The organism is Arthrobacter cupressi, from assembly GCF_900099975.1.
Classification (GTDB): domain Bacteria; phylum Actinomycetota; class Actinomycetes; order Actinomycetales; family Micrococcaceae; genus Arthrobacter; species Arthrobacter cupressi.
Genome location: NZ_FNEI01000011.1, coordinates 68,597 through 93,608 on the forward strand (window position 1 = coordinate 68,597; position 25,012 = coordinate 93,608).

Genomic DNA, 25,012 nt, shown 5'->3' on the forward strand with positions numbered 1-25,012 from the left:
TTTTTGCGTGGCTCGATTAGAGAGCGGTCACGCCGGTTGCCTGCGGACCCTTGGCGCCCTGGCCGATCTCGAACTGAACGCGCTGGTTCTCGTCGAGGGTGCGGAAACCGGAGGTCTGGATCTCCGAGTAGTGGACGAAGACGTCGCCTTCGGCGTCGTCCGGGGTGATGAAGCCGAAGCCCTTTTCAGCGTTGAACCACTTGACAGTGCCCAGTGCCATTATTTGTTTCTCCTCATTGTGGAACTTCTTTTCAAGTCCGGCACACCGCGTGCCGCGCTTTAGTCACTCCGCGAGAAGACCTGAATTCCGCCCGGACATTGCCTGGCTTGCATTGCAGGAGCTTCAAGCTCGCAACACGTCTTGCGAGCATGAATCACACCTACACAAAGACTGCTACAACACTTTCATGGCCATTAGTGCAGGTCAACGGTCTGCCAAGGAATTCCGGAAAAATTTAAGTAAAAAGAAGGTAACGCCATTTTCCTAAAAATAAGGTAATAGGCCGGGCCATTGCGCGGGCGGGCTAAAGCCAGCTCCCTTGGCGCAGAACCGCGGCCGGTTCAAGGCCGCCATCCACGATCACCAGGTCGGCCCGCAGACCCCGCCGGATCCCGCCCACTTCATCCGACAGGCCAAGCACCGCGGCCGGCACCGCGGTTGCGGAGTAGACGGCGTCAGCGAGCCCGACGCCGGCCGCCACCGTCCGGCGTACGACGTCGAGCATGGTGGCGGTGCCGCCGGCAATGGAGCCTGTAGCGTCCAGCGTGGCGACGCCGCCGCTGACAGTGACCGGGGACGGTCCCAGCATGTAGTGGCCGTCGGACAGTCCGGCGGCTGCCATCGAGTCGGTCACCAGCAGGATGTTGGGGGCACCGACCAACTGGAAGACAGTGGCCACCGTGGCCGCGTCCAGATGCGTGCCGTCGGCGATCAATTCCACAACGGCCTTGCCCGCCTGCGCGGCGCGCAGGCACGCCGCGACAGGGCCGGGGGAGCGGTGGTGCAGGGGAGGCATCCCGTTGAACAGGTGGGTCACCGTGGGAAGCGAACTGACGCCGTCGAACCCTGCCGACTCCAGGCCCTCCCGGGCGGCGGCCAGCGACGCGGCGGCAGTGGCGTCGTCGCAGTCGCTGTGCCCCAGGGACGGCGTCACGCCGTGCGAGGTCATCAGGTCCACCAGTGCTGCCGCACCCGGCAGTTCGGGCGCGTACGTCATTGTGGCCAGCTTGCCCTCGGCCGCCTCGATGAGCTCGGTCATCAGTCCGAGGTCGGGCTCCACGAGGTAGGCGGGATTCTGGGCGCCGCAGCGGGCGTGCGACAGGAAGGGGCCCTCGAGGTGGATGCCGGCGAGCAGCCCTTCCTCCGTCAGGCGCACATAGAGCCCGATGCCCCGCAGCAAATCCTCGCGGGAGGCGGTGACCATGCTCGCCAGAAGGGTGGTGGTCCCTGAACGGTGCAGGAAATCGATCGCCCTGCGAGCCGACTCCTCGTCACCGCCGGGGAAGTCGCCGCCATTCCCGCCGTGGCAATGCACATCGATGAACCCCGGAAGGATGTAGCGCTCGGCCGGGAGCTCGGCGCGCGGCAGGCCCGCGAAGCCTTCGAAGGCGTTCTCGTCGAAGTCCCCCACCGGGCCGGCAAAGGCGATGCGGTCGCCCTCCACTGCCACCAAGCCGTTCTCGATGACAGTCCGGTCACTGACGATGGTTCCGCTGATGAGATGGCGGGCGGGCGTGGGCATGGCCGAAGGCAGGCGCGGGTCTGTCATGCCTAGATTCTATGGGCCGGAGCAAGCCGCCAAGATGACTGCTGTTGATTGGAAATAAAATATTTCAATCAGGGGCGATCAGAAGAGCCGGGACTCACTATCGTCCACGCCGCGCATCGCATCGTAATCCAGCGTCACGCAGTCGATCCCGCGATCGTTCGCGAGGACCTTCGCCTGCGGTTTGATCTGCTGGGCCGCGAAAATCCCGCGGACGGGCGCCAGGAGCGGATCCCGGTTGAGCAGTTCGAGGTAGCGGGTGAGTTGCTCCACGCCGTCGATGTCGCCGCGGCGCTTGAGCTCGACGGCCACTGTGCCGCCGTCGGCGTCACGTGCCAGGATGTCCACCGGGCCGATCGCGGTGAAGTATTCCCGCCGGATGAGCGAATAGCCGGTGCCTAGAGTCTCGATCTGCTCGGCCAGCAGGCGCTGGAGGTCGGCCTCCACGCCGTCCTTGATCAGGCCGGGGTCGGTGCCCAGTTCGTGGGAGGTGTCGTGCAACTGCTCGTAGATGTTGATGATGAGGCGGTCGTCGGTCTTGGCCGACTGCACGGTCCACTGCTCCACGACGCCTTCCTCGACCTCGGTCTCCTCCGGCGAGGTGACGCGCAGGGTGGCCGGCGGGCTCATCCAGTTCAGCGGCTTGTAGGAACCGCCATCCGAATGGACCAGCACGGAACCGTCGGCCTTCACCAGCAGGAGCCGGGTGGCCAGGGGGAGGTGGGCCTTGAGACGGCCGACGTAATCAACTGAGCAGCGGGCTATGACGAGTCGCACCCGCTCAACTTTACTGCCTGTTACCGCCCGCGACGCGTTGCCGCGTGCCGGGCGTCGCTGGGGCAGAATGGAGCCATGCCCCGATCCAACCGACCCCGCCGTGCCGGCTCCGCGAATTCGAAGTGGACCCGGGGTGCCGAAACTCCGGAACTGGATCTGGAACGGGCCCGGGCCGGGATTGCCAGGCGGGAGAACGCTCCCGACGGCGACTGGTACGTCCGTACGATGACCGCGAAGAACGCCGAGAAGAACTACGTCTGCCCCGGCTGCTCGATGGCAATCCTCCCGGGAACCGCGCACCTTGTGGTGTGGTCGGCCAGCCATCTGCTTGGCGACGCCGCGGGCCTCTCCGAGCGCCGGCACTGGCACAACAAGTGCTGGACCGGCCGCACCTACCGCTACCGCTGAGGCGCGGGGGCCGCTTCCCGGGTAGCGGGATACCCTTGGAAGCATGACTTTCGACCCTGCTTCCTTCGTGTTTACCCAGCCCGGCGCTCCCGTGGCCATCCGCGCATCTACCGTGCTGCCCGCCCGCCGCGAGAACATCGAAATCACCACAGAAGACGGCAAGGTCCTGGTGGGGGAGCTGGCACTTCCGGAGTCGGGGGAAATCACGGCCACCCTCATCACCCTGCATCCGCTGCCCACCCACGGCGGCTTCATGGATTCACATGTCTACCGGAAGGCCTCCTACCGGCTCCCGGCGCTGGCCGGCGTCGCTGTGCTCCGCTTCAACACCCGGGGTACGCACTCGCTGCGGGGCACCAGCCAGGGCAGCTTCGAAGAGGGCATCGGCGAGCGGTACGACGTCGAGGCGGCGGTGCGTTTCGCCGTCGATCGCGGACTGCCGAACCGCTGGCTGGTGGGTTGGTCCTTCGGTACGGAACTGGCGCTCATGTACGGGGCGGTGGAACCGGTGGCGTCCGCGGTTGAAGGCGCCATCCTGCTTTCGCCGCCGTTGCACCGCGCCACGGATGTCCACCTGAAGGAATGGGCCGCCTCCGGCAAGCCGCTGACCGTGCTGGTGCCCGAGCACGATGACTTCCTCCAGCCTGCCGAGGCGGCGGAGCGCTTCAGCCTCGTGCCGCAGGCCCGGCTGCTGGGGGTCGACGGCGCCAAGCACCTGTGGGTGGGGGAGAAGTACGCCGCCCGCGTCCTGGACGAAATCGTCGACGACGTCACCGAAGCGGGTGCCGGCGCCGACGGCCTGCCGCGGGAGTGGGCGGGGCCGTTCGCGACGGCGGCCTGACCGCCCCCAGCGTCAGTGGCGGTCCTGGCGGACGATGAAGACTTCCTTGATCAGCAGCATGATCGCGGCGGCGGTGGGGATCGCGATGAGCGCGCCGAGCACGCCCAGCAGGCTCCCGCCCGCGATCACCGAGATGACGGCGACGGCGCCGGGGACTGCGACGGCGCGCTGCATGATGCGCGGCGAGATGAAGTAGGCCTCGAACTGCAGGTAGGCGAAGTAGCAGATCGCATAGATCAGCGCGGTTTGCCATCCGACGGTGAGCGCCACCAGGATCACCACGACGGCCGCGATCATGCCACCGACCAGCGGAATGAAGGCGAGCAGCGCGACCACGAACGAGAGCAGGACGCTGAACGGGACGCCGAGGATGGTCATGACGATGAAGGCGAACAGCGCGTTGAGCAGGGCCACGCAGGCCTGGCCGATCACATAGTTACCCACGGACCGGGTGATCTCTTCCGAGAGGGCCTCGACCCGGGGACGCCGGGACCGCGGCGCCAGGCGGTAGGCCCACTTCTTCATCGCCGGCAGGGCGCCCAGGAAATAGAGGCTGAGGACGAGCACGATCAGCGCCCCGAAGAGGCTGTTGGCAACCGTGGAACCGAAGCCGACCACGCCGCCGAAGATTCCGCCCATGGCGTCGGGGTTCTTGACGAACTTGTCCACTTCCTCGCTGATCCTGTCCCGCACGCCGAACTGGCTGTCCAGGGTCCGGAAGAACTCGGAGTCCAGGAAATCCCGGATCCACGTGGGTGCCTGGCGGACGATTTCCGTCACCTGTTCCACGATGGTGGGGATCAGGGTGGCGAAGAAGCCGGCGACGGCCGCGGCCAGCACGCCGACGGAGAGCAGGATGCCCGCCGGGCGCGGAACCTTCTGGCTTTCAAGCCAGCGGACCACCGGATCCAGTCCCAGGGCGATAAAGAGGGCGGTCACGATCCACAACAGGAGCTGGGCCGTGTGCGTGCCGATGTAGAAGAGGAGCAGCGCGACGCCGACGCCGGCAGTCCCCATGAACCCGAGATACAGCGGGTGCTGTGCGGACATCCGCGGGCCCGGCGAACCGAAACGGGCATCGCCGTGCCCGGGCGCGGCGTCATCGCCGCCCTCGAGCTCCGGAGGCATCTCGAAGCGCACGCGCGGCTGGGCACCGGGGATGGGCTGCCGGAGCCTGCGGGCGACCACGGCGAAGACGCCTACCCTGGGCCTCCGGGCGTGTACCGCTTCGGTGGCTCCGTCGGCTTCCGCGGCCGGCTCGGGGGGCGTCGGAGACTTCTGCTCATTCACTGTGCTTCTACTGCCTTTGCGTTCCGGACGGCCCCGTGGGCAAGCCGATTCCAATGTTGTTCGTCACCCTACCAGCAGCCTGAATCTGGGGTTTTGGCGCGCCACGGAGCGGAATCCGGGGGTGGCGGCCCAGGCCCCCGAACCGGCCTCCTGGTAACAAAACGGTTACCCTTAAAGCTCAACGACCGCTGATGATTGGTATTCCTGTGCGATTGAAGACTGCAGCAACCCTGGCCCTGCTGGGCCTGCTGGTACTGCTGGCCGGCATCGGCCAGCTGACCTTCTGGGCTCCTGCCGACACCGTGACCGTGTCCGCTCCCGGCGACACCAAGGCCGCGCCATTGACAGTGATCGAGCAAAGCCTCCTGGACCACAAAGGCGGGCCGAGCCGGATCACCATCCAGGGCGAAGGCAACTTCGTCCTGGCTGTCGGACGGCCCGACGACGTCGACGGCTGGGTAGGCAAGACCGCCCACAACACCGTGAGCGGGATCTCGGAAGACGGCAAGTCGCTTCAGGTCAGCAACACGGCCGGTGAAGCCACGGCGCCCGCGCCGGCCGGCTCGGACCTGTGGGTCGAGACGGAAAGCGCCAGTGGTCAGCTTGACTACACGTGGAACCCGCCGGCCGACGGCGAGTGGGCGCTCCTGCTGGCCAGTGACGGCACCAAACCCGCGCCGGCGTCGATCTCCGTGACCTACCCGAACGACACCGCGATGCCCTGGGCCGTTCCGCTCATCCTCTTCGGCGCCGTCCTCATCGCCGCGGGTGTGGCACTGCCCGTGCTTCGCGGCCTCCTGGGCGCCCGCAACGGCGGGAACGGCCGCTCCGGCGGCAACGGCGGCGGCAGCAGCGCCGCGGGGCAAACTGCCCCGCAGGCCGCAGCCACCGCAACCCCGGCGCCGTTCACTGACCAAGCAAGCAAGGACCAGGCAAGCAAGGACCAGGCAAGCCAGCGCCAGGCAGGCCAGGGCCAGCGTCCGAAGGAGAAGGGCGGCTCCACCGCCCTGCGCGTTCTGCTGGCAGGCGTCGTCTCCGCCGCACTTGCGGGCACCTCGGTGACGGCGGCCCAGGCCGCCGAAACCCCCTCACCTGCGGCATCGCAGGACGCCCCGGCAGACCAGGACGTGCCCGTACTGGTCGACGCCCAGCTCAAGCGGATCCTGGAACAGGTCGCCAACGCAGTCTCGGCCGGCGACGCCGCCCGTGACGCCGCGAAGCTGAAGAGCCGCGTCGGCGGCACCGAACTGCTGGTCCGGACGCAGAACTACAAGATCCGCGCCAAGGTGGCGAGCCACCAGGCACGCATGCCCGTGCGCGCCGGCAAGCTGCTGGGCAGCGTCGTGACCAACCAGCGCACCTGGCCGCGCACCGTCGTCGCCGTGACCCAGGGCGACGGAAACGTGGTGCCCCAGGTGCTGACCCTGAGCCAGTCGGCTCCGCGGGAGAACTACAAGCTGCTCGCCACGGCACCGCTCCAGCCGGGCACGTCCTTCCCGGCCATCCCGCTCGGCGGCACCAAGCAGGCAGCTGCCGGTGACAAGACAGGGCTGCTCTACAGCGGCAACGAGGCGATGGCAGCCTTGGCGGACCGCCTCACAAAGTCGAACTCGGCATTCAAGACCAAGCTGGTCGAAGGCACAGGCTCGCCGTACATCGCCGATGTCCTGGACTACCAGGCTGACGCCGTCAAAGCCGGAAGCAGCGGAACCTTCAAGTTCACGCACTCCCCGGTTGCCGCCGACACGACGGTCTTCCGTACCTCCGACGGCGGCGCTCTGGTGCTGGGCCGGCTGGACTTCGGGTTCACCACAACTCCCAAGGCCGAAGGCGACACCCTGATCGCCGACAAGGCGGCGGCGGTGCTGGCCGGCGGGGAATCGACGAAGACGGGCCTGTCCCAGACCTTCGCCGAGTCCGTGGCCATCTACGTTCCGCCGGCAGGATCCAGCGACCCCATGAAGCTTGTGGCCGCCTTCCGCGGACTGGTGGCCGCCAGCTTCAAGTAGGCAGTGGCGGCCGGCGAAACGGATAGAGTGGACACTATGAGTTCGCCAGGATCACGACCCGTTTCCCCGGCCGCCGCCAGCCAGCTCAACCTCCGCGGCGCCGTCGACCTTTCCGCACTCCGGCGCCCTGCCGCCCCGCCGCCCGCGCCGCCGGCGCAGGGCAACGGCGCGGCAGTGCCGGACGGTGGACCCCAGGACGCAGCAGAGGGCGCCCGGCGCCCCCTCCGGGTAGATGCGAATGAGGCGAATTTCCAGGACCTCGTGGAGCTTTCGGCGCGGATTCCGGTGCTGTTCCTGCTCTGGGCCCGTTATTCGCCCGAGTCCGGCACCCTCCTGCAGAGCCTTGAGGCCGTGGTCGACAGCTACGACGGCCGGATTGTCCTCGCCGCCGCCGACATCGAGGCCTTCCCGCAACTGGCGGATGCCTTCCGCATCGAAGCCGTTCCCACCGCCGTCGCGGTCCTGAAGGGCCGGCCCCTGCCGTTGTTCCAGGGGCCCGCGGCGGACCACGAAATCCGGGCGCTGCTGGACGAACTGCTGAAGGTGGCTGCGGAAAACGGCGTCACGGGCAGCGTCCGGGGTGACGCCGCGGCGCCGCAGGAAGCGCCGGTGCCGCCCCTGCATCAGGCAGCCTTCGATGCGATCGAGGCCGGTGACTACACGGCGGCCGCCCAGGCCTACCGGCAGGCCCTCGCCGAACAGCCTGCGGACCGGGAGGCGAAGGCCGGCCTGGCCCAGGTGGAACTGATGCAGCGGCTGGAAGCCATTTCGGCTCCCCAGGCCGAGGCACTGCGCCAGCAGGCCGCGCAGGAGCCTGACAATGTCGACGCGCAGTTGGCCATCGCCGATCTCGACGTCTCCGGCGGACACATCGACGACGCCTTCAACCGCATCATCGCGTTCATCGGACGCAATTTCGGCCCCGAGCGGGAGACCGCACGCGTGCGGCTGCTGGAACTGTTCGACGTCGTCGGCGTCGCCGACGAACGGGTGGCCAAAGCCCGGCAGGGCCTTGCCCGCGTGCTCTTCTGAGCAGGGCGTTTTCCTGACGACGGCGGCGGCTCCTCCCTTTGGATGAGCCCCGCCGTCCGGCGTCTGCCGGAGTTCGTCCTGCCGGATGATCCCGCCGGAAATCGGCGGGCGTTACGCTGGCAGCATGAGCGTCCCGTCTCCCGGATACCCTGCCCCCGAGCCGCACCCCGGCGCTGCTCCGTACCCCGTTACGGGTCCGCACCCCGGCCCCACTGAACACCCCGGCCCTGCCGGATACCCTTCGCCTGCCGTCCCGGCCTTGGCGCTGCGGGGCCTGGCAAAGCGCTTCGGTGACAAAATCGCCGTCAACGGCATCAGCCTGGACGTGCCCGCGGGCTCCTTCTACGGCGTCGTGGGCCCGAACGGGGCCGGCAAGACCACCCTCCTGTCCATGGCCACGGGACTGCTGCGGCCGGACTACGGCACGGCCTTCATCCACGGCGTGGACGTCTGGGCCCGCCCGCTTGAGGCCAAGAAGCTCATGGGCATCCTGCCCGACGGGGTGCGCCTGTTTGACCGGCTGAGCGGAGAGCAACTGCTCAGCTACGCCGGGTTGCTGCGCGGCATGGACCGAGCTGTGGTGCAGTCGCGGGCCGGTGAGCTGCTTGCTGCCCTGGACCTCTCGAAGGACGCCGGAACCCTGGTGGTGGACTATTCGGCGGGCATGCGCAAGAAGATCGCCCTGGCCTCCGCCCTGATCCATGCACCCCGGCTGCTGGTGCTCGATGAACCCTTCGAATCCGTGGACCCGGTGTCCGCCGCGAACATCAGGGGCATCCTCGAACAATACGTCGCTTCCGGCGGCACCGTGATCGTCTCCAGCCACGTCATGGACCTGGTCCAGCGCATGTGCGACCACGTGGCGGTGGTGGCCGCCGGCAGGGTGCTGGCCGCCGGGACGGTGGAGGAAGTGCGCGCCGGGGCAACGCTGGAAGAGCGTTTCGTCGCGCTGGTGGGCGGCGGCACACGTGCGGAGGGGCTGGAATGGTTGCGCACCTTCTGAGCCTGAAATGGCGCCTGCTGCTGAACGGTTTCCGGCGCAGCCCCTGGCAGATCGTCGGCATCGTGGCCGGCGCGCTTTATGCGGCGGGCCTCGTGCTGTCCGCCGTCGTCGGACTCGTGGCACTGCGGTGGGCCGATCCGCAGACCGCGCAGACCGTCGTCGTGCTCGGCGGGGCGCTGGCCGTAACGGGCTGGGCGGTGATACCGCTCGTGACCTCCGCCGCTGACCTCACCCTGGATCCGAGCCGCTTCGCCACCTCCGCCATCCCGATCCGGGACCTGCTCCCGGGCCTTGCCCTGGCCGGGCTGCTGGGCCTGCCGGGGATTGCCACACTCATCGCAGCCCTGGGCACCGTGGCAACCTGGTCCCGCGGTTTCGTGCCGGCCGCCGGTGCCCTGGTCGGTGCGGTGCTCGGCGTGCTGAGCTGCGTGGTGGCGTCCAAGGTGGTGACGACGGCGGTGTCGAGCCTGTTGTCTTCCCGCCGTTTCAAGGACATCAGCAGCATTCTCTTCGTCATTCCCCTGGTGCTGGCCGGGCCAATCGTGACGGCTGTGGTCGGCGGCGTCGGAGACAGCCGGGACTATCTTCCGGAGCTGGCCGCGGTGGTTTCGTGGACCCCGCTGGGTGCCGCCTGGTCCCTTGGCGGGGAGCTCGACGCCGGGAACGCCGCGGCCGCGGGGGTGAAACTGCTGATCGCCCTGGCCAGCCTGGCTGTCCTGGGCAGCGCCTGGTACCTGCTGCTGGGACGGGCCATGGTCACCCCGGCCTACGCTGGCGGCGGCAGCGGGAAGGCCGGAAAGGCAGGACTGTTCGGGATATTTCCCGCAACGCCTGCCGGGGCGGTGGCGGCGCGGTCCCTGACCTACTGGATGCGCGACCCGCGCTACGCCGGCTCGCTGGTGGTGGTGCCGCTGTTGCCTGTGCTGTTCTACTTCATCGGCTCCCAGAACGGCAACCAGGACCTGCTGATCGTGGTGGCTCCGATGACGGCGTTCCTGCTGGCCTGGTCCATCTCGGCCGACGTCTCCTACGACAACACAGCTTTTGCGCTCCATCTGGCCACAGGGGTCCGGGGCCGGGACGACCGCCTCGGCCGGGCCCTCGCCTGCCTGTCCTTCGCGCTGCCGCTGGTGCTGCTGTTCGCCGTCGGCTCTGCTGCCGCGACCGGCCGCTGGGAGTGGCTGCCCAACATCCTCGGCAGTTCCCTCGGCACACTGTTCACGGGCCTGGGCCTGGCATCGGTGGTCTCCGCCCGGTGGACCAGCGCGGTTCCTGCTCCCGGCGAGAGCCCGTTCAAGAAGCCGCCGGGAAACACCGCCCAGACCCTGTTGGTCCAGTTCGCGGGAATGGGCGTCATGGCGGTGTTGCTCCTGCCGGAGATCGCGATGGTGGTTACCCAGGCCGTGACAGGCCAGGCGGCGTTTTCATGGATCGGCCTGGCGGCCGGACCGGTGTTCGGGGTGGGTTTCTTCGTGGCCGGAATCAGGCTCGGCGGACGCTGGCTGGACCGTCGCGGCCCGGAAATGTTCGCGCAGCTCGCCGACAACCGCTGAAAACGTCCTGCATGGCATAGCCTCAAGGAAGACGCCCCGTGCGGGGCGGGCGCCAGAGTAGAAAGGCCGTGAACGATGGAAGTTGTCATCCTGCCGGGCACCAGGCAGATCGGCAGGTTAGCGGCCGATGCCATCGAAACGCTCCTTCGGGCCAAGCCGGACGCGGTCCTCGGCCTGGCCACCGGTTCCTCGCCGCTGCCGGTCTACGATGAGTTGAGCCGCCGCCACCACGAGGAAGGGCTGGACTTCAGCCGCGCCCACGCGTTCGCCCTGGATGAGTACGTCGGCCTTGAACCCGGCCATCCCGAGTCCTACCGCGAGGTCATTCGCAGGGAATTCACGGACCGCGTGAACATCGATCCGGCCAATGTCCACAGCCCGGACGGAACGGCGGAGGACCTGCCGGCCGCCTGCCAGGCATACGAGGACGCCATCCGGGAGCGCGGCGGTGTGGACCTGCAACTCCTCGGCGTCGGCACGGACGGGCACATCGGCTTCAACGAGCCCGGCTCCTCCCTGGCGTCCCGGACCCGCATCAAGACGCTCATCGAGCAGACCCGCAAGGACAATGCCCGCTTCTTCCGCAGCATCGACGACGTGCCGCACCACGTGGTCACCCAGGGCCTGGGCACCATCATGGACGCCCGCCACGTGATCCTGATCGCCACCGGGGCCCGGAAGGCCCAGGCAGTACGCGACTTCGTGGAAGGCCCGGTGGCCGCGATCTGCGCCGCGTCCGTGCTCCAGCTGCATCCGCACGCAACCGTCCTGATCGACGAAGCCGCGGCCTCCTCCCTCCGGCTGGCGGACTACTACCGCCACACCTTCGAGAGCAAGCCCGGGTGGCAGGGCCTCTAGCGGCTAAGATGGTTGGCATGACGACCCTGCCTCCGGACCCCTTCGAGAACGATCCAATGCGCGAGCTTTCCGGAGCCGGTGCCTCCACGGCCACCATTGAGCGCGAGGAAACGCGCCAGGAAGTGGAACCCGGCGACCGGGAGCGTTTCTCCCACTACGTCCGCAAGGAAAAGATCATGGAGTCGGCGCTGACCGGCGAACCGGTGATCGCCCTGTGCGGAAAGGTCTGGACTCCCGGCCGCGACCCGCAGAAGTTCCCCGTCTGCCCCGAATGCAAGAAGATCTACGAGGGCCTGCGCCCCGGCGACGACGGCGACTCCCGCTAAGCGGGCCCGTCGCCCCTGACGTATCCCAGGGCCGGCGCCACCTCGCGCCGGCCCCTTTCCTTGCCGCTTGACCCGAACCGCCCGACCCGGCGGTCCGTGCGATCCGGCACGCCCGGAACAGACCCGGAACAGATTGGTGTTTTTGTGCTTAGCTGGCAGGTGCTGAACAGCGCCGAACCGAACCGTGCCGACCCAGATACGGCCGACCCGACCCGATCAGTTGCCGCCGCGGCTCGGCCTGCCCGGCCCGCGGAAGGGCAGCCGGCCGGGCAGGGGGCCGGCGCATGACGGAGACGCTATTCGGCGGACCTTCCCTGCCACCGGCCTATCCCGAGCGTGCCGCCTGGGGTACCGCCCCGAAGCTGCGTGCCTGGCAGCAGGAAGCCCTGGACCTCTACCTGCGGAACAGCCCGCGCGACTTCCTGGCCGTGGCAACTCCCGGTGCAGGCAAGACCACCTTCGCGCTGCGCATCGCCTCGATGCTGATTGACAGCGGCGCCGTCAACAGGGTGACGATCGTGGCCCCCACGGACCACCTCAAGCGGCAGTGGGCTGACGCGGCCGCCCGCGTCGGCATCGCAATCGACCCGAACTTCAAGAACTCCGACGGCCAGCACGGCCGCGGCTTCATCGGCGTCGCCGTGACGTACGCGCAGGTGGCCAGCAAGCCCATGCTGCACCGGGCGAAGACCGAGGCGGCCCGGACCCTGGTGATCCTCGATGAGATCCACCACGGCGGCGAGGCGCTGTCCTGGGGCGACGGACTGCGCGAAGCCTTCGACCCGGCCACCCGGCGTCTGGCCTTGACCGGTACTCCGTTCCGTTCCGACACCTCGCCGATCCCGTTCGTTGAGTACGCCGAGGACCGTGACGGCATCCGCCGTTCGAAGGCCGACTACACCTACGGCTACGGCAACGCCCTGCGGGACCACGTGGTCCGCCCGGTGCTGTTCATGGCCTATTCCGGACAGATGCGCTGGCGGACCAGCGCCGGCGACGAAATGGCGGCCTCGCTCGGTGAGGCCGCGGTGACCAAGGACATCACCTCGCAGGCCTGGCGTACTGCGCTCAATCCGGCCGGAGAGTGGATTCCGGCCGTGCTCGCGGCCGCTGACAAGCGCCTGAGCGAAGTCCGCCGCACGGTGCCCGACGCCGGCGGCCTGGTCATCGCCACCGACCACGAGGACGCCCGGGCCTATGCCGGCCAACTGAAGAAGATCACGGGCCAGTCGCCCACGGTGATCCTCTCCGACGATTCGAAGGCCTCCAGCAAGATCGAGGAATTCTCCGAAGGGGACAAGCGCTGGATGGTCGCCGTGCGCATGGTGTCCGAAGGCGTGGACGTGCCGAGGCTTTCGGTCGGTGTCTATGCAACGTCCACATCCACGCCCCTGTTCTTCGCCCAGGCCGTTGGCCGCTTTGTGCGTGCCCGCAAACGCGGCGAGACGGCGTCGGTGTTCCTGCCGTCCGTGCCGCCCCTGATGGTGCTGGCGAACTCGATGGAAGCCGAGCGGGACCACGCGCTTGACCGTCCGGAGAAAGAGGACCCGGACGGCCTGTACAACCCCGAAGAGTCCCTGATGGCCGAGGCCAACCGCGAGGAGAAGGCCTCGGACACCCTCGAGAAGGGCAAGTTCGAGGCGCTGGATTCCCAGGCTTCCTTCGACCGGGTACTCTTCGACGGCGGCGAGTTCGGCACCGGAGCGGACATCGGCTCCGAAGACGAACTGGACTTCCTGGGGATCCCGGGCCTGCTCGACGCCGAACAGGTGGGCACGCTGCTGCGCCAGCGCCAGCATGACCAGCAGTCGCGGAAGAAGCGGCAGTCCCCGCTGGCGGCGGCCGCCGCGGGAACGGTTCCGGACCACCGCATGCTGACGGACCTGCGCAACGAGCTGGCGAAGAACGTGGCCGCCTGGTCCGCGCGGACGGGCACGCCGCACGGCGTGGTGCACAACAAGCTGCGCGAACTGTGTGGCGGCCCCGCCGTGGCCCAGGCCAATGAACAGCAGCTGCAGGCCCGCCTGCGCAAGCTGCAGGACTGGTTCATCGGACGCAAGTAGCGCCGCGGGCGCCCGGCAACCGGAGCCGTGGGCTAAGCCTCTTCGAGCTCGACGCCGTTCTCCTCCAGTTCGGCGTAGGTGCTGCTGAGGTCCTCGGCGATCCCCGCGGTGAGTTCGCCGATCACGGTGACCGCGTAGCCGGCCTGGACGGCGTCCAGCGCCGTGGCCCTGACGCAGTAGTCGGTGGCGATGCCCACCACGACGAGCTCCTCGACGTCGTGGCTCTGCAGCCAGTCGTCCAGGCCGATGGCATCCTCCGGGTCGGCCGCCGTCACGCCGGGGAGCTGTTCGCCAGTGGGGACTTCATCCTCCGGGGCGAGGACACCCTCGAAGCCGGAATAGGCGGCTGCGAACTGGCCCTTCCGGAAGTAGGCCTGGACGTATTCGCTGTCCAGGTCCGGGTGCAGTTCGGCACCCTTGGTTCCCGCGCGGCAATGCGGGGGCCAGCTGTCCACCATGTCCGGGTCGTCGGAAAAGTGGCTGCCGGGTTCGATGTGCCAGTCCTGGGTGGCCACGACGTGGTCGAAATGCTGGTGCCGGGCGTCGAGGTAGTCGCTGATGGCGGCGGCCACCGCCGCGCCGCCCGTCACGGCAAGGGACCCGCCTTCGCAGAAATCGTTCTGGACATCGACGATGATCAGGGCCCTGGCCATGTCAGTCCTCCTCGTAGACCGTGGGGATCGCGGGTTCGCCGCGCTGCAGGCGGCGCACCACGGAGGGCAGCTCCGCCATGGCTGCGTCATGCCGTTCGCGGGCGCGGATGACGCCCTCCTGGCCGGTCCAGCCGGGCAGGAGTTCGCCGTTCTTGATGAATTGCTGCAGCAGTTGGCGGTCGTTGCCGTCGTCCTCGGGCGGATGCCCGATTCCCACCAGTTCCTGGGTGGCGGTGCCGTGCTCGTTGAGCTTGCGCAGCGCGTACTTGCGCCCGCCCACGCTGGCCTTGTTCTTGGCCGCTTTCGCCACCGGCACGAATTCACCGGCGTCGTTGCTGCGGCTGACCAGCTTGTAGACCATGCTGGCGGTCGGTGCCCCGGAGCCGGTGACCAGCGAGGTGCCGACGCCGTAGGCATCGACCGGTGCGGATTGGAGGGCAGCGATGGCGTACTCGTCCAGGTCGGAGGTGACCACGATCCGGGTGCCGGTGTTGCCCAGGTTATCCAGCAGTTCGCGGACCCACTGTGCCTGGGTGACGAGGTCGCCTGAGTCCAGGCGCACCGCGCCGAGCTTGTCGCCGGCGAGTTCGACGGCGGTCCGCACCGCGGTCTCGACGTCGTAGGTATCGACCAGGAGCGTCGTTTCCGGTCCGAATGCCTCGATCTGGGCGGCGAAGGCGTCACGCTCGCTGTCATGCAGCAGGGTGAAGGAATGGGCCGCAGTGCCCACGGTCTTCAGGCCGAAGCGGCGGCCGGCCTCGAGGTTGGAGGTGCTGCCGAACCCGGCGATCACCGCGGCCCGGGCTGCCGCCGTCGCCGATTCCTCATGGGTGCGCCGGGAGCCCATTTCGATGCACGGGCGGCCGCCGGCCGCACTGGTCATCCGGGAGGCGGCCGAGGCGATCGCGGTGTCATGGTTCAGCACCGAGAGGATGTAGGTCTCCAGGATGCACGCCTCGGCGAACGTCGACTCCACGATGAGAACGGGGGAATGCGGGAAGTAGGCCTCGCCCTCGGGGTAGCCCCACACGTCGCCGCTGAAGCGGTAGTTCGCCAGGTAGTCGAGGGTCTCGCGGTTCACCACGTGGTTCCGTTCGAGGAACGCCAGTTCGTCCTCGCCGAAACGGAAGTTCTGGATGCCTTCGAGCAGGCGGCCGGTGCCGGCGACGATGCCGTAGCGGCGCCCGTCCGGCAGGCGGCGCGCAAACGCCTCAAACACCGAACGGCGGTGCGCGGCGCCCGAATGCAGGGCTGCCTGGAGCATCGTCAGTTCGTAGTGGTCGGTGAAAAGCGAAGTGCAGGGATGGTCCCAGGCGGTGGATCTACTCACGGCTTCACTCTACGTCCCCACCGGCTCCCACGTCTCGCTTCGCTTCGACGCGGGGCCCTCGCCGGCGTGGGCCCACCCACCCGCTCCCACGTCTCGCTTCGCTTCGACGCGGGGCCCTCGCCGGCGTGGGCCCACGCCATAGAATGGACAGATGACCACAACCGTTGCCGCAGGCACTGCCATCGGCGTCGATGTCGAGGAACGGACGGAAACTGCAGAGCAGAGTTCCACCGCCGTCCTCGTGGCGCCGGACATCCCCTGGAACCTGGTGGTCTGGAACGATCCCGTCAACCTGATGAGCTACGTCAGTTTCGTGTTCCAGAGCTACTTCGGCTATCCCGAGGCGAAGGCCAACAAGCTCATGCTCGAAGTGCACCGCAAGGGCCGCTCGATCGTGGCCCACGGAGCGAAGGAACAGGTCGAACAGCACGCCGTTGCCATGCACGGCTACGGGCTGTGGGCGACCGTCGAGAAGGCGAGCAGCGCCGGAACGGGCAAGGGCGGTGCGCGTGGCTAAGGCCTTTAAGTACGGCCTCAAGGGCATCACGGGATACCTGGAACCGGCCGAACGCGAGTTGCTTCGCGGGCTGATCGACGACGTCGTTTCTATGCTCGAGCCCCGCGAAGCCGCGGACCAGGACCCGCTCGCCGCCCTCGTGGGACTGGACCTGGACGTGCAGGCACCCACCGACCGGGCCCTGTTGCGCCTGCTTCCCAACGTCATGAAGGACGACGACGCCGGCTCGCTGGAGTTCCGCCAGCTCACCGAACGCTCGCTGCGGGAGAGCAAGATCGGCGCCCTGCGCGCCGCGGCCATGGGCCTTGACCGCAAGGAACTCACGCTCACCCAGGACGAGGCCAGGCTCTGGTCCATGGCGCTGAACGACATCCGGCTGGTGCTCGCAGAGCGCCTGGACATCCGTGACGAAGCTGATGCCGACCATGTCCATGCCATGCAGGACTGGTCCCAGGCCGAGGACGTCGAAAGCTACCTCGCCCTCGTCTACAACTTCACCACCTGGCTGCAGGAATCGCTCGTGCAGTCGATGGTGGCAGCGATGGACCGCCGTTCCTGAGCACCTGCGCCCAGTCCGCTTTGGGCCGTTCCTGTGACGAAGCAGACATGAGTCGCACGTCGCAACGCATGGCTGCGCTTAGTGGCTGTGCTTTATTCTCGGAGAATTATGAATTCAGCATCGGGCACGGCAAACGCTCCGGCAGGGGATCACCGGCAGCACTCCGCGGGCGGGGACGCGGTGGCGTCACGTCCCATCGGCGTCTTTGACTCCGGGGTCGGCGGCCTCACCGTGGCACGGTCCATCATCGACCAGCTGCCCAACGAATCCATCCTCTACGTCGGCGACACCGCCAACGGCCCCTACGGACCGCTTCCGATCGCAGAGGTGCGGGCCAACGCACTGGGCGTCATGGACGAACTGGTGGACTCCGGCGTCAAGCTCCTCACCATCGCCTGCAACTCGGCGTCGGCCGCTGTGCTGCGCGACGCCCGCGAACGCTACACCGCCCGCTACGGCATCCCGGTCATCGAGGTCATCCAGCCAGCGGTCCGCCGTGCGGTCGCGGCCACCCGGAACGGCCGGATCGGGGTGATCGGGACCTCCGCCACGGTGGGTTCGCGCGCCTACGAGGACACCTTCGCCGCAGCCCCGGACCTGGCGATCACCTCGGTGGCCTGCCCGGAGTTCGTCAGCTTTGTCGAAGCGGGCATCACCACGGGTCCGGAACTGCTGGCGGCGGCCGGGAGCTACCTGGAACCGCTCAGGCAGGCCGGCGTGGACACTGTGGTCCTCGGCTGCACGCACTACCCCCTGCTGACCGGCGTCATTTCCTATGTGATGGGCGAAGACGTCACCCTTGTGTCCAGCGCCGAAGAGACCGCCAAGGATGTGTACCGCGCCCTGGCCACGCATGGGATCCAGCGCAACGGCGCGGAAGCCCCCACCCACGACTTCATGGCCACCGGCGATGCCGCGCAGTTCGAAACCCTGGCGCGCCGCTTCCTGGGCCCGGAGGTCCTCTCGGTCCGGCACGTGGACCACGTGGCGGCCCAGTACCCCACCGGCAGCCTGGCCCGGATCACCCCGGAAATGCTGGCAGCGGCCCGCGTCGGAGGCGCACGCCGCACCTCCAACTTCGTGGAGGCCCAGGCCGGCGCGGAACCGGGAGGTTCCCGGTGAAGCTGACCATCGTGGGCTGTACCGGTTCCTTCCCCGGACCCGGCTCGCCGGCGTCGTGCTACCTGCTCACGGCGCAGGACGGCGACCGGCAGTGGAAGATCGTCATGGACCTGGGCAGCGGGGCGCTCGGCGCCATCCAGCGTTACACCGACCTCGAGGACATCGACGCGATCTTCCTGACCCACCTGCACCCGGACCACTGCATGGACCTGTGCGGCCTGCACGTCGCCGTGCGGTGGAAGCCGGGCGGCTGGGGCCGGGACCGGATCCCGGTTTGGGGGCCCGCCGCCACGGCCGACCGCATGGCCACCGCCTACGGCCTGGACCTGGACCCGGGCATGCATGAGGAATTCGACTTCAGCAACTGGGCCGAGCGCGTGCCGGTCAAGGTGGGTCCGTTCACCATCACCCCGTTCGCCGTGAACCACCCGGTGGAGGAGGCCTACGCCCTGCGCGTGGAGGTCACCGAACCGGACAAGGACGGCACGCCGGTCACCCGGGTGCTGACCTACTCGGGGGACACCGACAGCTGCCAGGGCCTGGAGGACGCCGCCCGCGGCGCAGACCTCTTCCTCTGCGAGGCCGCCTTTGAGGAAGGCCGCGACGACGGGATCAAGGATGTGCACCTCACCGGCAAGCGTGCCGGTCAGGCCGCCACGGCCGCCGGGGCGCGCCGCCTGCTGCTGACCCACATCCCGGTGTGGACCTCGCAGACCGCCGTGCTCGCCGAAGCGAAACCGGAGTTCGCCGGGGACGTCGCGGTCGCCGTCGCCGGGGTGCACTACACCGTCTGATCCCGCGCCGCCGCGGTCATCGGGGCAGGGCCCGAACGCTAAGCTGGAAGCATGACTTCAGAAGCCACCACTGCCCCCGTGATCCGCGCCGACGGACGCACTGCCGACCAGTTGAGGCCCATCAGCATCACCCGCGGATGGTCCAAGCAGGCCGAGGGCTCCGCGCTGATTGAATTCGGCAACACCAGGGTCCTGTGCACGGCTTCCCTGACCGAGGGCGTGCCGCGCTGGCTCAAGGGCGAAGGCCGCGGCTGGGTGACGGCAGAGTACGCGATGCTGCCGCGCGCCACGAACACCCGCTCCGACCGCGAGTCCGTCAAGGGCAAGATCGGCGGCCGCACCCACGAAATCTCCCGCCTGATCGGCCGCTCGCTGCGTTCCATCATCGACACCAAGGCCCTGGGCGAAAACACGATCGTGCTGGACTGCGACGTGCTGCAGGCCGACGGCGGCACCCGCACCGCCGCGATCACCGGTGCCTACGTGGCGCTCGCCGAGGCCATCCGCTTCGCCCGGGAAAACAAGATCATCCCGGCCTCCTCCCAGCCGTTGACGGACACCATCGCGGCGGTGTCCGTGGGCATCATCGACGGCGTGCCGATGCTGGACCTGCCCTACGTGGAGGACGTCCGCGCCGAGACCGACATGAACGTGGTGGTCACAGGTTCCGGCAAGTTCGTGGAAGTCCAGGGCACAGCGGAAGGCGCGCCCTTCGACCGCGACGAACTCAACGCCTTGCTGGACCTCGCACTGCTTGGCACCGAGCAACTGGCAGCCATCCAGCGCGAGACCCTGGCGGAGGCCCCGTGAGCGCCGGTTCCGACGGGCACGCCGGGACGGAGCGGCTGCCCCGCCTGGTGCTCGCCACCCACAACCAGGGCAAGCTGCGGGAACTGCGGGAACTGCTCCGCGGCCAGGTCCCCGGGCTCGACGTCGATACCCAGGTAGTGGACGCCGCCGCGGCGGGTGCCCCCGACGTCGTCGAAGACGGCGTGACGTTCGCCGAGAACTCGCTGCTGAAGGCCCGGGCCGTGGCCGAAGCAACCGGGCTGGTGGCCATCGCCGACGATTCCGGCCTGGCCGTGGACGTGCTGGGCGGCGCGCCGGGGATCTTCTCCGCGCGCTGGTCCGGACGGCACGGTGACGACGCCGCGAACCTGCAGCTGCTGCTGGCGCAGCTTTCCGACGTGCCGGACAGCCACCGGGGCGCTGCCTTCATCTGCGCCGCTGCGCTCGCCATCCCGGGGGACGGCGGCAGTGCCCGCGAGGTGGTGGAATACGGCCAGCTGGAAGGCACCCTGCTGCGTGCACCGCGCGGCGAGGGCGGATTCGGCTATGACCCGATCCTGCAGCCCAGCGGCATGGACCGTAGCTGCGCGGAGCTAAGCTCCGAGGAAAAGAACGCCATCAGCCACCGCGGCCACGCCTTCCGGGCCCTGCTGCCGGCCATTATTGACGCATTGAGCTAGGGCGCTGAAGAAGGCGACCCGCATACAGCAAAGGCACCCTGCAGGGCAGGGTGCCTTTGCTGTTGTGCTTTGATATCCGGTGTACCGGACCGGCGCGCTCAGCGCTCGCCGCGGTGGCCGCCGTCGTGCTCCTCGATGAATTCCTCCACGGGATCGGTGCCGTCCGCCGCCGCCCTGCGCTTGGCCAGGAAGCCGCGGAGCACCTCGATGCCCACCGGGATCACCGAGATAAGGACGATCACGATGAAGATGATGTCCAGGTTGTCGCGGACCCACGGGACGCGGTCGCCCAGGAGATAGCCGAGCAACGTGACGCCGCCGCCCCACAGGAGCGCGCCGACCACGTTGAAAAGGAAGAACTTGCGCTTGTCCATCTGCGCCACGCCGACGATTACGGGGACGAAGGTGCGGATGATGGGGACGAAGCGGGCCAGGATCAGGGCCTTGCCGCCGTGCTTTTCGAAGAAGGCGTGCGCGCTTTCCACGTTCTCGCGCTTGAACAGGCGGGAATCGGGCTTGTTGAAGATCGCGGGGCCGGCCTTGGAGCCGATGAAGTAGCCGGTCTGGTTGCCGATGATCGCGGACACGATGATCAGGGCGGCCAGGGCCCAGATGTTGAACTTGATGGTGTCCGTGGCCACGAGCAGGCCAGCCGTGAAGAGCATGGAATCGCCCGGCAGGAAGAAGCCCACCAAAAGGCCGGTTTCGGCGAATACGATGCCGCAGACGAGCAGCACCACCCACGGGGCCAGGGCAGGATCGGCCAGGAAAACCTGGGGGTTCAGCCAGTCGGGGAGGAACGAGGCCATATGCGGCTGCACGGGGCCGGCGCCTCCCAAGGTGGATACGGCAAAGTCGCTTATCGCAGAAAGGGTCACCTTTCAAGGGTACGTGACTGGCAGGGGTCGGCGGCCTGCCGTGGCTCGGACGGCCCGTGCGCTCCCTGTACCCTTGACAGGTGGCATTGGACTTTACGGCGATTGACTTCGAAACGGCCAACGGCTTCCGGGGATCACCGTGTTCGGTGGGGCTGAGCAAGGTCCGGGGCGGCGTGGTGGTCGAGGAGGCATCCTGGCTGATGCGGCCGCCGGAGCACCATGACCACTTCGACTTCCACAACACCCGGATCCACGGGATCCGTGCCGAGGACGTGGCGGGGGCACCGCGCTTCGGCGAACTGTTCCCGGAGATTGCCGGCTTCATCGGGGACGACATCCTGGCCGCCCACAACGCAGCCTTCGACCTCGGCGTGATCCGTTCCGGCCTTGAAGTGTCCGGCCTGCCGGGTCCTGCGTACGACTACGTCTGCACGGTGATGCTGTCCCGCCGCTGCTACTCCTTGGTCTCCAACTCCCTGCCCTACGCGGCCGAGGAGGCAGGGGTGCCCCTGGTCAACCACCACGACGCCTCGGAAGACGCCCGCGCCTGCGCCGGAATCCTCATCGATATCGCCCGCCGTAACCAGGCCAACAGCATCGCGGAACTCTACCTGTCGCTCGGCCTGGCCATTCCCACGCAACAGGCCGTCCGGCCCGGGGACGCCCTGTCCAAGCAGAGCCTCGCCGCCATCGCGGCCCGGGGGAGCGCCGGAGTGCTGGGCGCCGGAACCCGCAGGACCGCCGCGCCAGGAGGGGCCGCCGTCGGATCTTCCGCCCGGGGCTGGGCCGCCTGGCCCGAGGAGGGCCCCAACCCGGAGCCCAACCTGGCCGCCGAACCCGGCCATCCGTTGTTCGGGCAGACCGTAGTGTTCACCGGGGACCTGGCAATCGCCCGTCCCGAGGCCAAGCAGCGTGCCGCCGAGATGGGGGCGCGGCCCGAAAGCCGCGTGACCGGCCGGACAACTGTGCTCGTGGTGGGTGACGGCTTTGTGGCGGACGACCTTCGCAGCGGCAGGCTGACCGGCAAGGCCAAGCGCGTACTGGAACTGCACGGCCGGGGGCAGCAGATTGAGGTGCTCTCCGAAGGGGAGTTCCTGCAGATGGTCGGCGGCGCCTGAGCGCTGCCGCCGTTTCATACGGCGCAACAATGCTTCCCATGCCCGGACAGGCGTCCCTAGCCTTGAACCATGTCCGAGCAGAGCACAGCCCAGCAAGGCTCCGGAACCATCCCTGGCCGAGGGATCTTCGCCTTCCCCAACCCCGTCAACGAGTTTGCGGCGAGGATCACCGCCGCGCTCGTCGTGGTGGCGGCGGTGGCCACCCTCGCCACCGGCTTCGGACCCGGGCTGGTCCTGATCGCCGCCGGATTCTGGCTCCGGGTGCTGTTCGGGCCGCGGATCTCACCGTTCGCCCTGCTGTCGGTCAAGGTCCTTGCGCCCCGGATCGGGCGCGCAAAGTTGGTGCCTGGCCCGCCCAAGCGCTTCGCCCAGGGCATCGGAGCCGGGCTGAGCACCGTTGCGGCAGCCTTGTACTTCCTTGGGTTCGCGCCGGCGGCCTGGGTCCTGCTGGGCGTACTGATTGTGGCGGCATCCTTGGAAGCGTTTGCCGGCTTCTGCCTTGGATGCGCGATCTTCGGCCTCCTGCAGCGCCGCGGCCTCATCCCCGAGTCCGTCTGCGAGGCCTGCAACAACATCGAGCTGCGCCGGCTCTGACGCGGACTAGCCCAGCGTGACGGCGATCAGCCGCTCGCCCATGCCGCGGATCAGTTCCGGCGCTTCCAGCTCGGCGAGCCAGTCTGCGGGAAGGGCTTCCTCGCCATAGCGGGCGCCCAGGATGTTCCCGGCGATGGACGCCGTGGAATCGCTGTCCCCGCTGTGGTTGAGCGCCAGGGCCACGGCTTTGCGGAAGTGCGCGGCGGGATCCTGCCCGCCGGCGTCCGTTGCCAGGACCGCATAGAGCCCGACGGCGAGGGCCTCCTCGGCGACCCAGCCCTCACCCAGTTGCCCCACCAGTTCCTCCGGGCTGAGTGCGGCGCCCGCCGGCAGTTCCCGCGCTGTGAGTTCCAGCGCACGGCGCAGCCGCTTTACCAGGTCGGGGTCGGCGTCGGGCAGGTTCTCTACCACCTCCAGGGCATGCTGCGCGGCGTCCCGGACCTCCGCGCCGGCCATGATCCGGTGGATCAGCACGCTGAAGGCGGCCGCGCTTTGCCGCGCCGAGGGATGCCCGTGCGTCAGTGAGGCGGCGCCGGCGCTGAGCTTGTAGACGGCGGCCTCCCCGATGTGCGGGATGAGCCCGAACGGTGCCGAACGCATCACCGTGCCGCAGCCCTTCGAGTCGGGATTGACCGGCCGCGCCACGGTGCCCATCTCACCGCCGGACAGTCCGCTAAGGCAGGCATTGCCCGGGGAGCGCCGGTGCCGCAGGACTTCATGGCCGTCGATCCAGCGGGGCTGGGGGACAGGGGCGGAGGACGGGGTCTCCACGCCCTGGGTGGCGAGCCAACGGAGGTAGGCCAGCCAGAGGCAGGCGGTCTCATCGGCGGCCACGCCGTCGTTGGCCCATTCGAGCGCCTCCAGCAACCCGTCGACCGTGTACAAGGTCATCTGGGTGTCGTCCGAAAAGTGGCTGCCGCCGTCGAGCTGTCCGAAGGAGGTGAGCCCCTCGGCACCGAAACGGGCGCGGATGGTGTCGATCGGATCGAATTCCACGGCGTAGCCGAGGGAGTCGCCCAGGGCGCCGCCAAGCAGGCAGCCCAGGATCCGGGACTGCGGGGTGGGCGCGGAGGAAGTCACAGGGGGAACGCTCATGCCTGTAAATCTACCGTGGCGCACGGTGCCGGGACCGCGCTGGTACGGTGGCACACGGGAAGAGGAGGACGCAGATGCGTGAACCCGAGTGGCGCAAAACCGGCAAAACCCCGGACTACCGTTTTTCGCTGGCGAATGAACGGACCTTCCTCGCCTGGATCAGGACGTCCCTGGCACTGCTCGCCGGCGCCGTTGCGATCGACCAGCTTGCCCCGAACATTGCCCCGCACACCGTACGCATCGTCCTGTGCCTCATGCTTGCCCTGGTGGGCGCGGGGCTGGCCGTCATGGCCTACCGCCGCTGGGGCCTCATGGAGGCAGCCATGCGCCAGGACCAGGCGCTGCCCTTTTCCCGCCTGCTGCTGGCCATGACGATCGTGGTGGCGGTGGCGGCTTTCGTTTTTGCAGTGCTGATCCTGGTGGCCAGGTGAGCCCCGCCGTCCGGGACCCCGGGCTGCAGGCAGAGCGCACCACCTTGTCGTGGCGCCGCACCCTGCTCACGCTGCTGGTGGCGGACCTGTTCGTCTGGCGCAGTTGGCTCTCTGCTGCAGCCGGCGACGGCGGCACTCCAGGAGCGTTCTACCAGGGACTCTGCGCGGCCGCCGCAGCCGCGGCGACCATCGTGCTGGGGTGTGTCGTCTGGGCAAGGTCGAACCAGTTGCGCGGCGCGGGCCGGTTGCGCGGCCAGGCCAACAGCCTCGCTCCCGCGGGTGCCGCCGCGCCGTCCGCGGCAATGATGCGGCTGTGCACGCTGGCTGTACTGGTCCTGGGAGCCGCCGCGCTCGCGGCCGTGGCGCTGGGGCACTAACGCTCCTCCCAACTTCGCACGCTCAGTTCGGGGCCCGGTGTCCTCTGTTAGCATTCAGGAACTGTCCAGAATCGGCTGGCAGGATGCAGGAGGCGAATGGCCTCTCCCTGTTCCGCGCTTGCCCCTGAATGGACCCGTGTCCGGGGGAT

At 68.5% G+C, this 25,012-nt stretch carries 27 protein-coding genes; 19 read left to right on the top strand and 8 right to left on the bottom strand.

The window, feature by feature from the left end:
* Positions 1 to 16: 16 nt before the first annotated feature.
* The 3 genes from BLP88_RS13295 to nucS form a co-directional block, all read right to left on the bottom strand.
* Positions 17 to 220 (bottom strand): cold-shock protein, encoded by a 204-nt coding sequence (locus BLP88_RS13295; RefSeq protein WP_074589900.1) that lies wholly within the window; start codon positions 218 to 220, stop codon positions 17 to 19.
* A 304-nt stretch (positions 221 to 524) separates the two neighbouring features.
* A complete protein-coding gene (locus BLP88_RS13300) occupies positions 525 to 1,769 on the bottom strand; it encodes an N-acetylglucosamine-6-phosphate deacetylase (protein ID WP_074589902.1) in 1,245 nt (414 codons plus the stop codon).
* A 78-nt stretch (positions 1,770 to 1,847) separates the two neighbouring features.
* Positions 1,848 to 2,543 carry an endonuclease NucS gene (gene nucS / locus BLP88_RS13305; protein ID WP_074589904.1) on the bottom strand — a complete coding sequence of 232 codons (696 nt, stop codon included), beginning with the start codon at positions 2,541 to 2,543 and terminating at the stop codon, positions 1,848 to 1,850.
* A gap of 75 nt (positions 2,544 to 2,618) precedes the next feature.
* On the opposite strand from nucS, the gene BLP88_RS13310 reads away from it, so the two are divergent.
* Together BLP88_RS13310 and BLP88_RS13315 are read left to right on the top strand one after the other, a co-directional pair.
* Positions 2,619 to 2,951, top strand: a complete 333-nt coding sequence (locus BLP88_RS13310) for an ATP/GTP-binding protein (protein ID WP_074589905.1) — start codon at positions 2,619 to 2,621, stop codon at positions 2,949 to 2,951.
* Between the two features lie 43 nt (positions 2,952 to 2,994).
* The gene (locus BLP88_RS13315) at positions 2,995 to 3,792 is read left to right on the top strand and encodes an alpha/beta hydrolase (protein ID WP_074589907.1); all 798 of its coding nucleotides are present in this window, start codon (positions 2,995 to 2,997) and stop codon (positions 3,790 to 3,792) included.
* Between the two features lie 12 nt (positions 3,793 to 3,804).
* On the opposite strand, the gene BLP88_RS13320 is transcribed toward BLP88_RS13315, so the two are convergent.
* Positions 3,805 to 5,082: an AI-2E family transporter gene (locus tag BLP88_RS13320; protein ID WP_074589908.1), complete on the bottom strand. Its 1,278-nt coding sequence runs from the start codon at positions 5,080 to 5,082 to the stop codon at positions 3,805 to 3,807.
* A 191-nt stretch (positions 5,083 to 5,273) separates the two neighbouring features.
* On the opposite strand from BLP88_RS13320, the gene BLP88_RS13325 reads away from it, so the two are divergent.
* The 7 genes from BLP88_RS13325 to BLP88_RS13355 all read left to right on the top strand — a co-directional run bounded on the left by BLP88_RS13325 (position 5,274) and on the right by BLP88_RS13355 (position 13,926).
* A complete protein-coding gene (locus BLP88_RS13325; RefSeq protein WP_074589910.1) occupies positions 5,274 to 7,091 on the top strand; it encodes a DUF8094 domain-containing protein in 1,818 nt (605 codons plus the stop codon).
* Between the two features lie 36 nt (positions 7,092 to 7,127).
* On the top strand, positions 7,128 to 8,123 hold the full coding sequence (locus BLP88_RS13330) for a tetratricopeptide repeat protein (protein ID WP_074589912.1): 996 nt from the start codon (positions 7,128 to 7,130) through the stop codon (positions 8,121 to 8,123).
* 124 nt (positions 8,124 to 8,247) lie between these two features.
* Positions 8,248 to 9,126 carry an ATP-binding cassette domain-containing protein gene (locus BLP88_RS13335; RefSeq protein WP_139163392.1) on the top strand — a complete coding sequence of 293 codons (879 nt, stop codon included), beginning with the start codon at positions 8,248 to 8,250 and terminating at the stop codon, positions 9,124 to 9,126.
* A complete protein-coding gene (locus tag BLP88_RS13340) occupies positions 9,108 to 10,679 on the top strand; it encodes a transporter (RefSeq protein ID WP_074589915.1) in 1,572 nt (523 codons plus the stop codon). Before BLP88_RS13335 ends, BLP88_RS13340 begins: the two co-directional genes overlap by 19 nt.
* A gap of 75 nt (positions 10,680 to 10,754) precedes the next feature.
* On the top strand, positions 10,755 to 11,537 hold the full coding sequence (gene nagB / locus BLP88_RS13345; RefSeq protein ID WP_074589916.1) for a glucosamine-6-phosphate deaminase: 783 nt from the start codon (positions 10,755 to 10,757) through the stop codon (positions 11,535 to 11,537).
* A gap of 8 nt (positions 11,538 to 11,545) precedes the next feature.
* Positions 11,546 to 11,863, top strand: coding sequence for a DUF3039 domain-containing protein (locus BLP88_RS13350; RefSeq protein ID WP_074589918.1), 318 nt, complete (start codon positions 11,546 to 11,548; stop codon positions 11,861 to 11,863).
* Between the two features lie 284 nt (positions 11,864 to 12,147).
* Positions 12,148 to 13,926, top strand: coding sequence for a DEAD/DEAH box helicase (locus BLP88_RS13355; protein WP_074589920.1), 1,779 nt, complete (start codon positions 12,148 to 12,150; stop codon positions 13,924 to 13,926).
* Between the two features lie 32 nt (positions 13,927 to 13,958).
* Here BLP88_RS13355 and BLP88_RS13360 read toward each other — a convergent pair whose 3' ends face one another.
* A complete protein-coding gene (locus BLP88_RS13360; protein ID WP_074589922.1) occupies positions 13,959 to 14,579 on the bottom strand; it encodes an isochorismatase family protein in 621 nt (206 codons plus the stop codon).
* A 1-nt stretch (position 14,580) separates the two neighbouring features.
* The gene (locus tag BLP88_RS13365; RefSeq protein WP_074589923.1) at positions 14,581 to 15,909 is read right to left on the bottom strand and encodes a nicotinate phosphoribosyltransferase; all 1,329 of its coding nucleotides are present in this window, start codon (positions 15,907 to 15,909) and stop codon (positions 14,581 to 14,583) included.
* A 151-nt stretch (positions 15,910 to 16,060) separates the two neighbouring features.
* Here BLP88_RS13365 and clpS point away from each other — a divergent pair, with 151 nt between their 5' ends.
* From clpS to rdgB, 6 genes are all read left to right on the top strand, one after another.
* Positions 16,061 to 16,426: an ATP-dependent Clp protease adapter ClpS gene (clpS, locus tag BLP88_RS13370; RefSeq protein WP_074589925.1), complete on the top strand. Its 366-nt coding sequence runs from the start codon at positions 16,061 to 16,063 to the stop codon at positions 16,424 to 16,426.
* Positions 16,419 to 16,985 (top strand): DUF2017 domain-containing protein, encoded by a 567-nt coding sequence (locus tag BLP88_RS13375; protein ID WP_074590020.1) that lies wholly within the window; start codon positions 16,419 to 16,421, stop codon positions 16,983 to 16,985. Before clpS ends, BLP88_RS13375 begins: the two co-directional genes overlap by 8 nt.
* Before the next feature lie 108 nt (positions 16,986 to 17,093).
* Complete coding sequence (gene murI, locus BLP88_RS13380; protein ID WP_074589927.1) at positions 17,094 to 18,107, top strand: glutamate racemase; 1,014 nt, start codon at positions 17,094 to 17,096, stop codon at positions 18,105 to 18,107.
* Positions 18,104 to 18,901: an MBL fold metallo-hydrolase gene (locus BLP88_RS13385; protein ID WP_074589929.1), complete on the top strand. Its 798-nt coding sequence runs from the start codon at positions 18,104 to 18,106 to the stop codon at positions 18,899 to 18,901. Before murI ends, BLP88_RS13385 begins: the two co-directional genes overlap by 4 nt.
* A 51-nt stretch (positions 18,902 to 18,952) precedes the next feature.
* The gene (gene rph, locus BLP88_RS13390; protein WP_074589931.1) at positions 18,953 to 19,711 is read left to right on the top strand and encodes a ribonuclease PH; all 759 of its coding nucleotides are present in this window, start codon (positions 18,953 to 18,955) and stop codon (positions 19,709 to 19,711) included.
* Positions 19,708 to 20,370 (top strand): RdgB/HAM1 family non-canonical purine NTP pyrophosphatase, encoded by a 663-nt coding sequence (gene rdgB, locus BLP88_RS13395; RefSeq protein ID WP_245679866.1) that lies wholly within the window; start codon positions 19,708 to 19,710, stop codon positions 20,368 to 20,370. The genes rph and rdgB overlap by 4 nt, the downstream gene beginning before the upstream one ends.
* 98 nt (positions 20,371 to 20,468) lie before the next feature.
* On the opposite strand, the gene BLP88_RS13400 is transcribed toward rdgB, so the two are convergent.
* Positions 20,469 to 21,233, bottom strand: coding sequence for a VTT domain-containing protein (locus BLP88_RS13400; RefSeq protein ID WP_074590023.1), 765 nt, complete (start codon positions 21,231 to 21,233; stop codon positions 20,469 to 20,471).
* 95 nt (positions 21,234 to 21,328) lie between these two features.
* On the opposite strand from BLP88_RS13400, the gene BLP88_RS13405 reads away from it, so the two are divergent.
* Positions 21,329 to 22,366 carry a 3'-5' exonuclease gene (locus tag BLP88_RS13405; protein ID WP_074589932.1) on the top strand — a complete coding sequence of 346 codons (1,038 nt, stop codon included), beginning with the start codon at positions 21,329 to 21,331 and terminating at the stop codon, positions 22,364 to 22,366.
* A 69-nt stretch (positions 22,367 to 22,435) separates the two neighbouring features.
* Entirely contained in the window at positions 22,436 to 22,960 is a 525-nt protein-coding gene (locus BLP88_RS13410; protein WP_074589934.1) for a DUF4395 domain-containing protein, read from the top strand.
* A 6-nt stretch (positions 22,961 to 22,966) separates the two neighbouring features.
* On the opposite strand, the gene BLP88_RS13415 is transcribed toward BLP88_RS13410, so the two are convergent.
* Complete coding sequence (locus BLP88_RS13415; protein ID WP_074589936.1) at positions 22,967 to 24,055, bottom strand: ADP-ribosylglycohydrolase family protein; 1,089 nt, start codon at positions 24,053 to 24,055, stop codon at positions 22,967 to 22,969.
* 74 nt (positions 24,056 to 24,129) lie between these two features.
* Here BLP88_RS13415 and BLP88_RS13420 point away from each other — a divergent pair, with 74 nt between their 5' ends.
* The gene (locus tag BLP88_RS13420) at positions 24,130 to 24,486 is read left to right on the top strand and encodes a YidH family protein (RefSeq protein WP_074589938.1); all 357 of its coding nucleotides are present in this window, start codon (positions 24,130 to 24,132) and stop codon (positions 24,484 to 24,486) included.
* A complete protein-coding gene (locus BLP88_RS13425; protein ID WP_074589940.1) occupies positions 24,483 to 24,863 on the top strand; it encodes a DUF202 domain-containing protein in 381 nt (126 codons plus the stop codon). Before BLP88_RS13420 ends, BLP88_RS13425 begins: the two co-directional genes overlap by 4 nt.
* Positions 24,864 to 25,012: the final 149 nt, after the last annotated feature.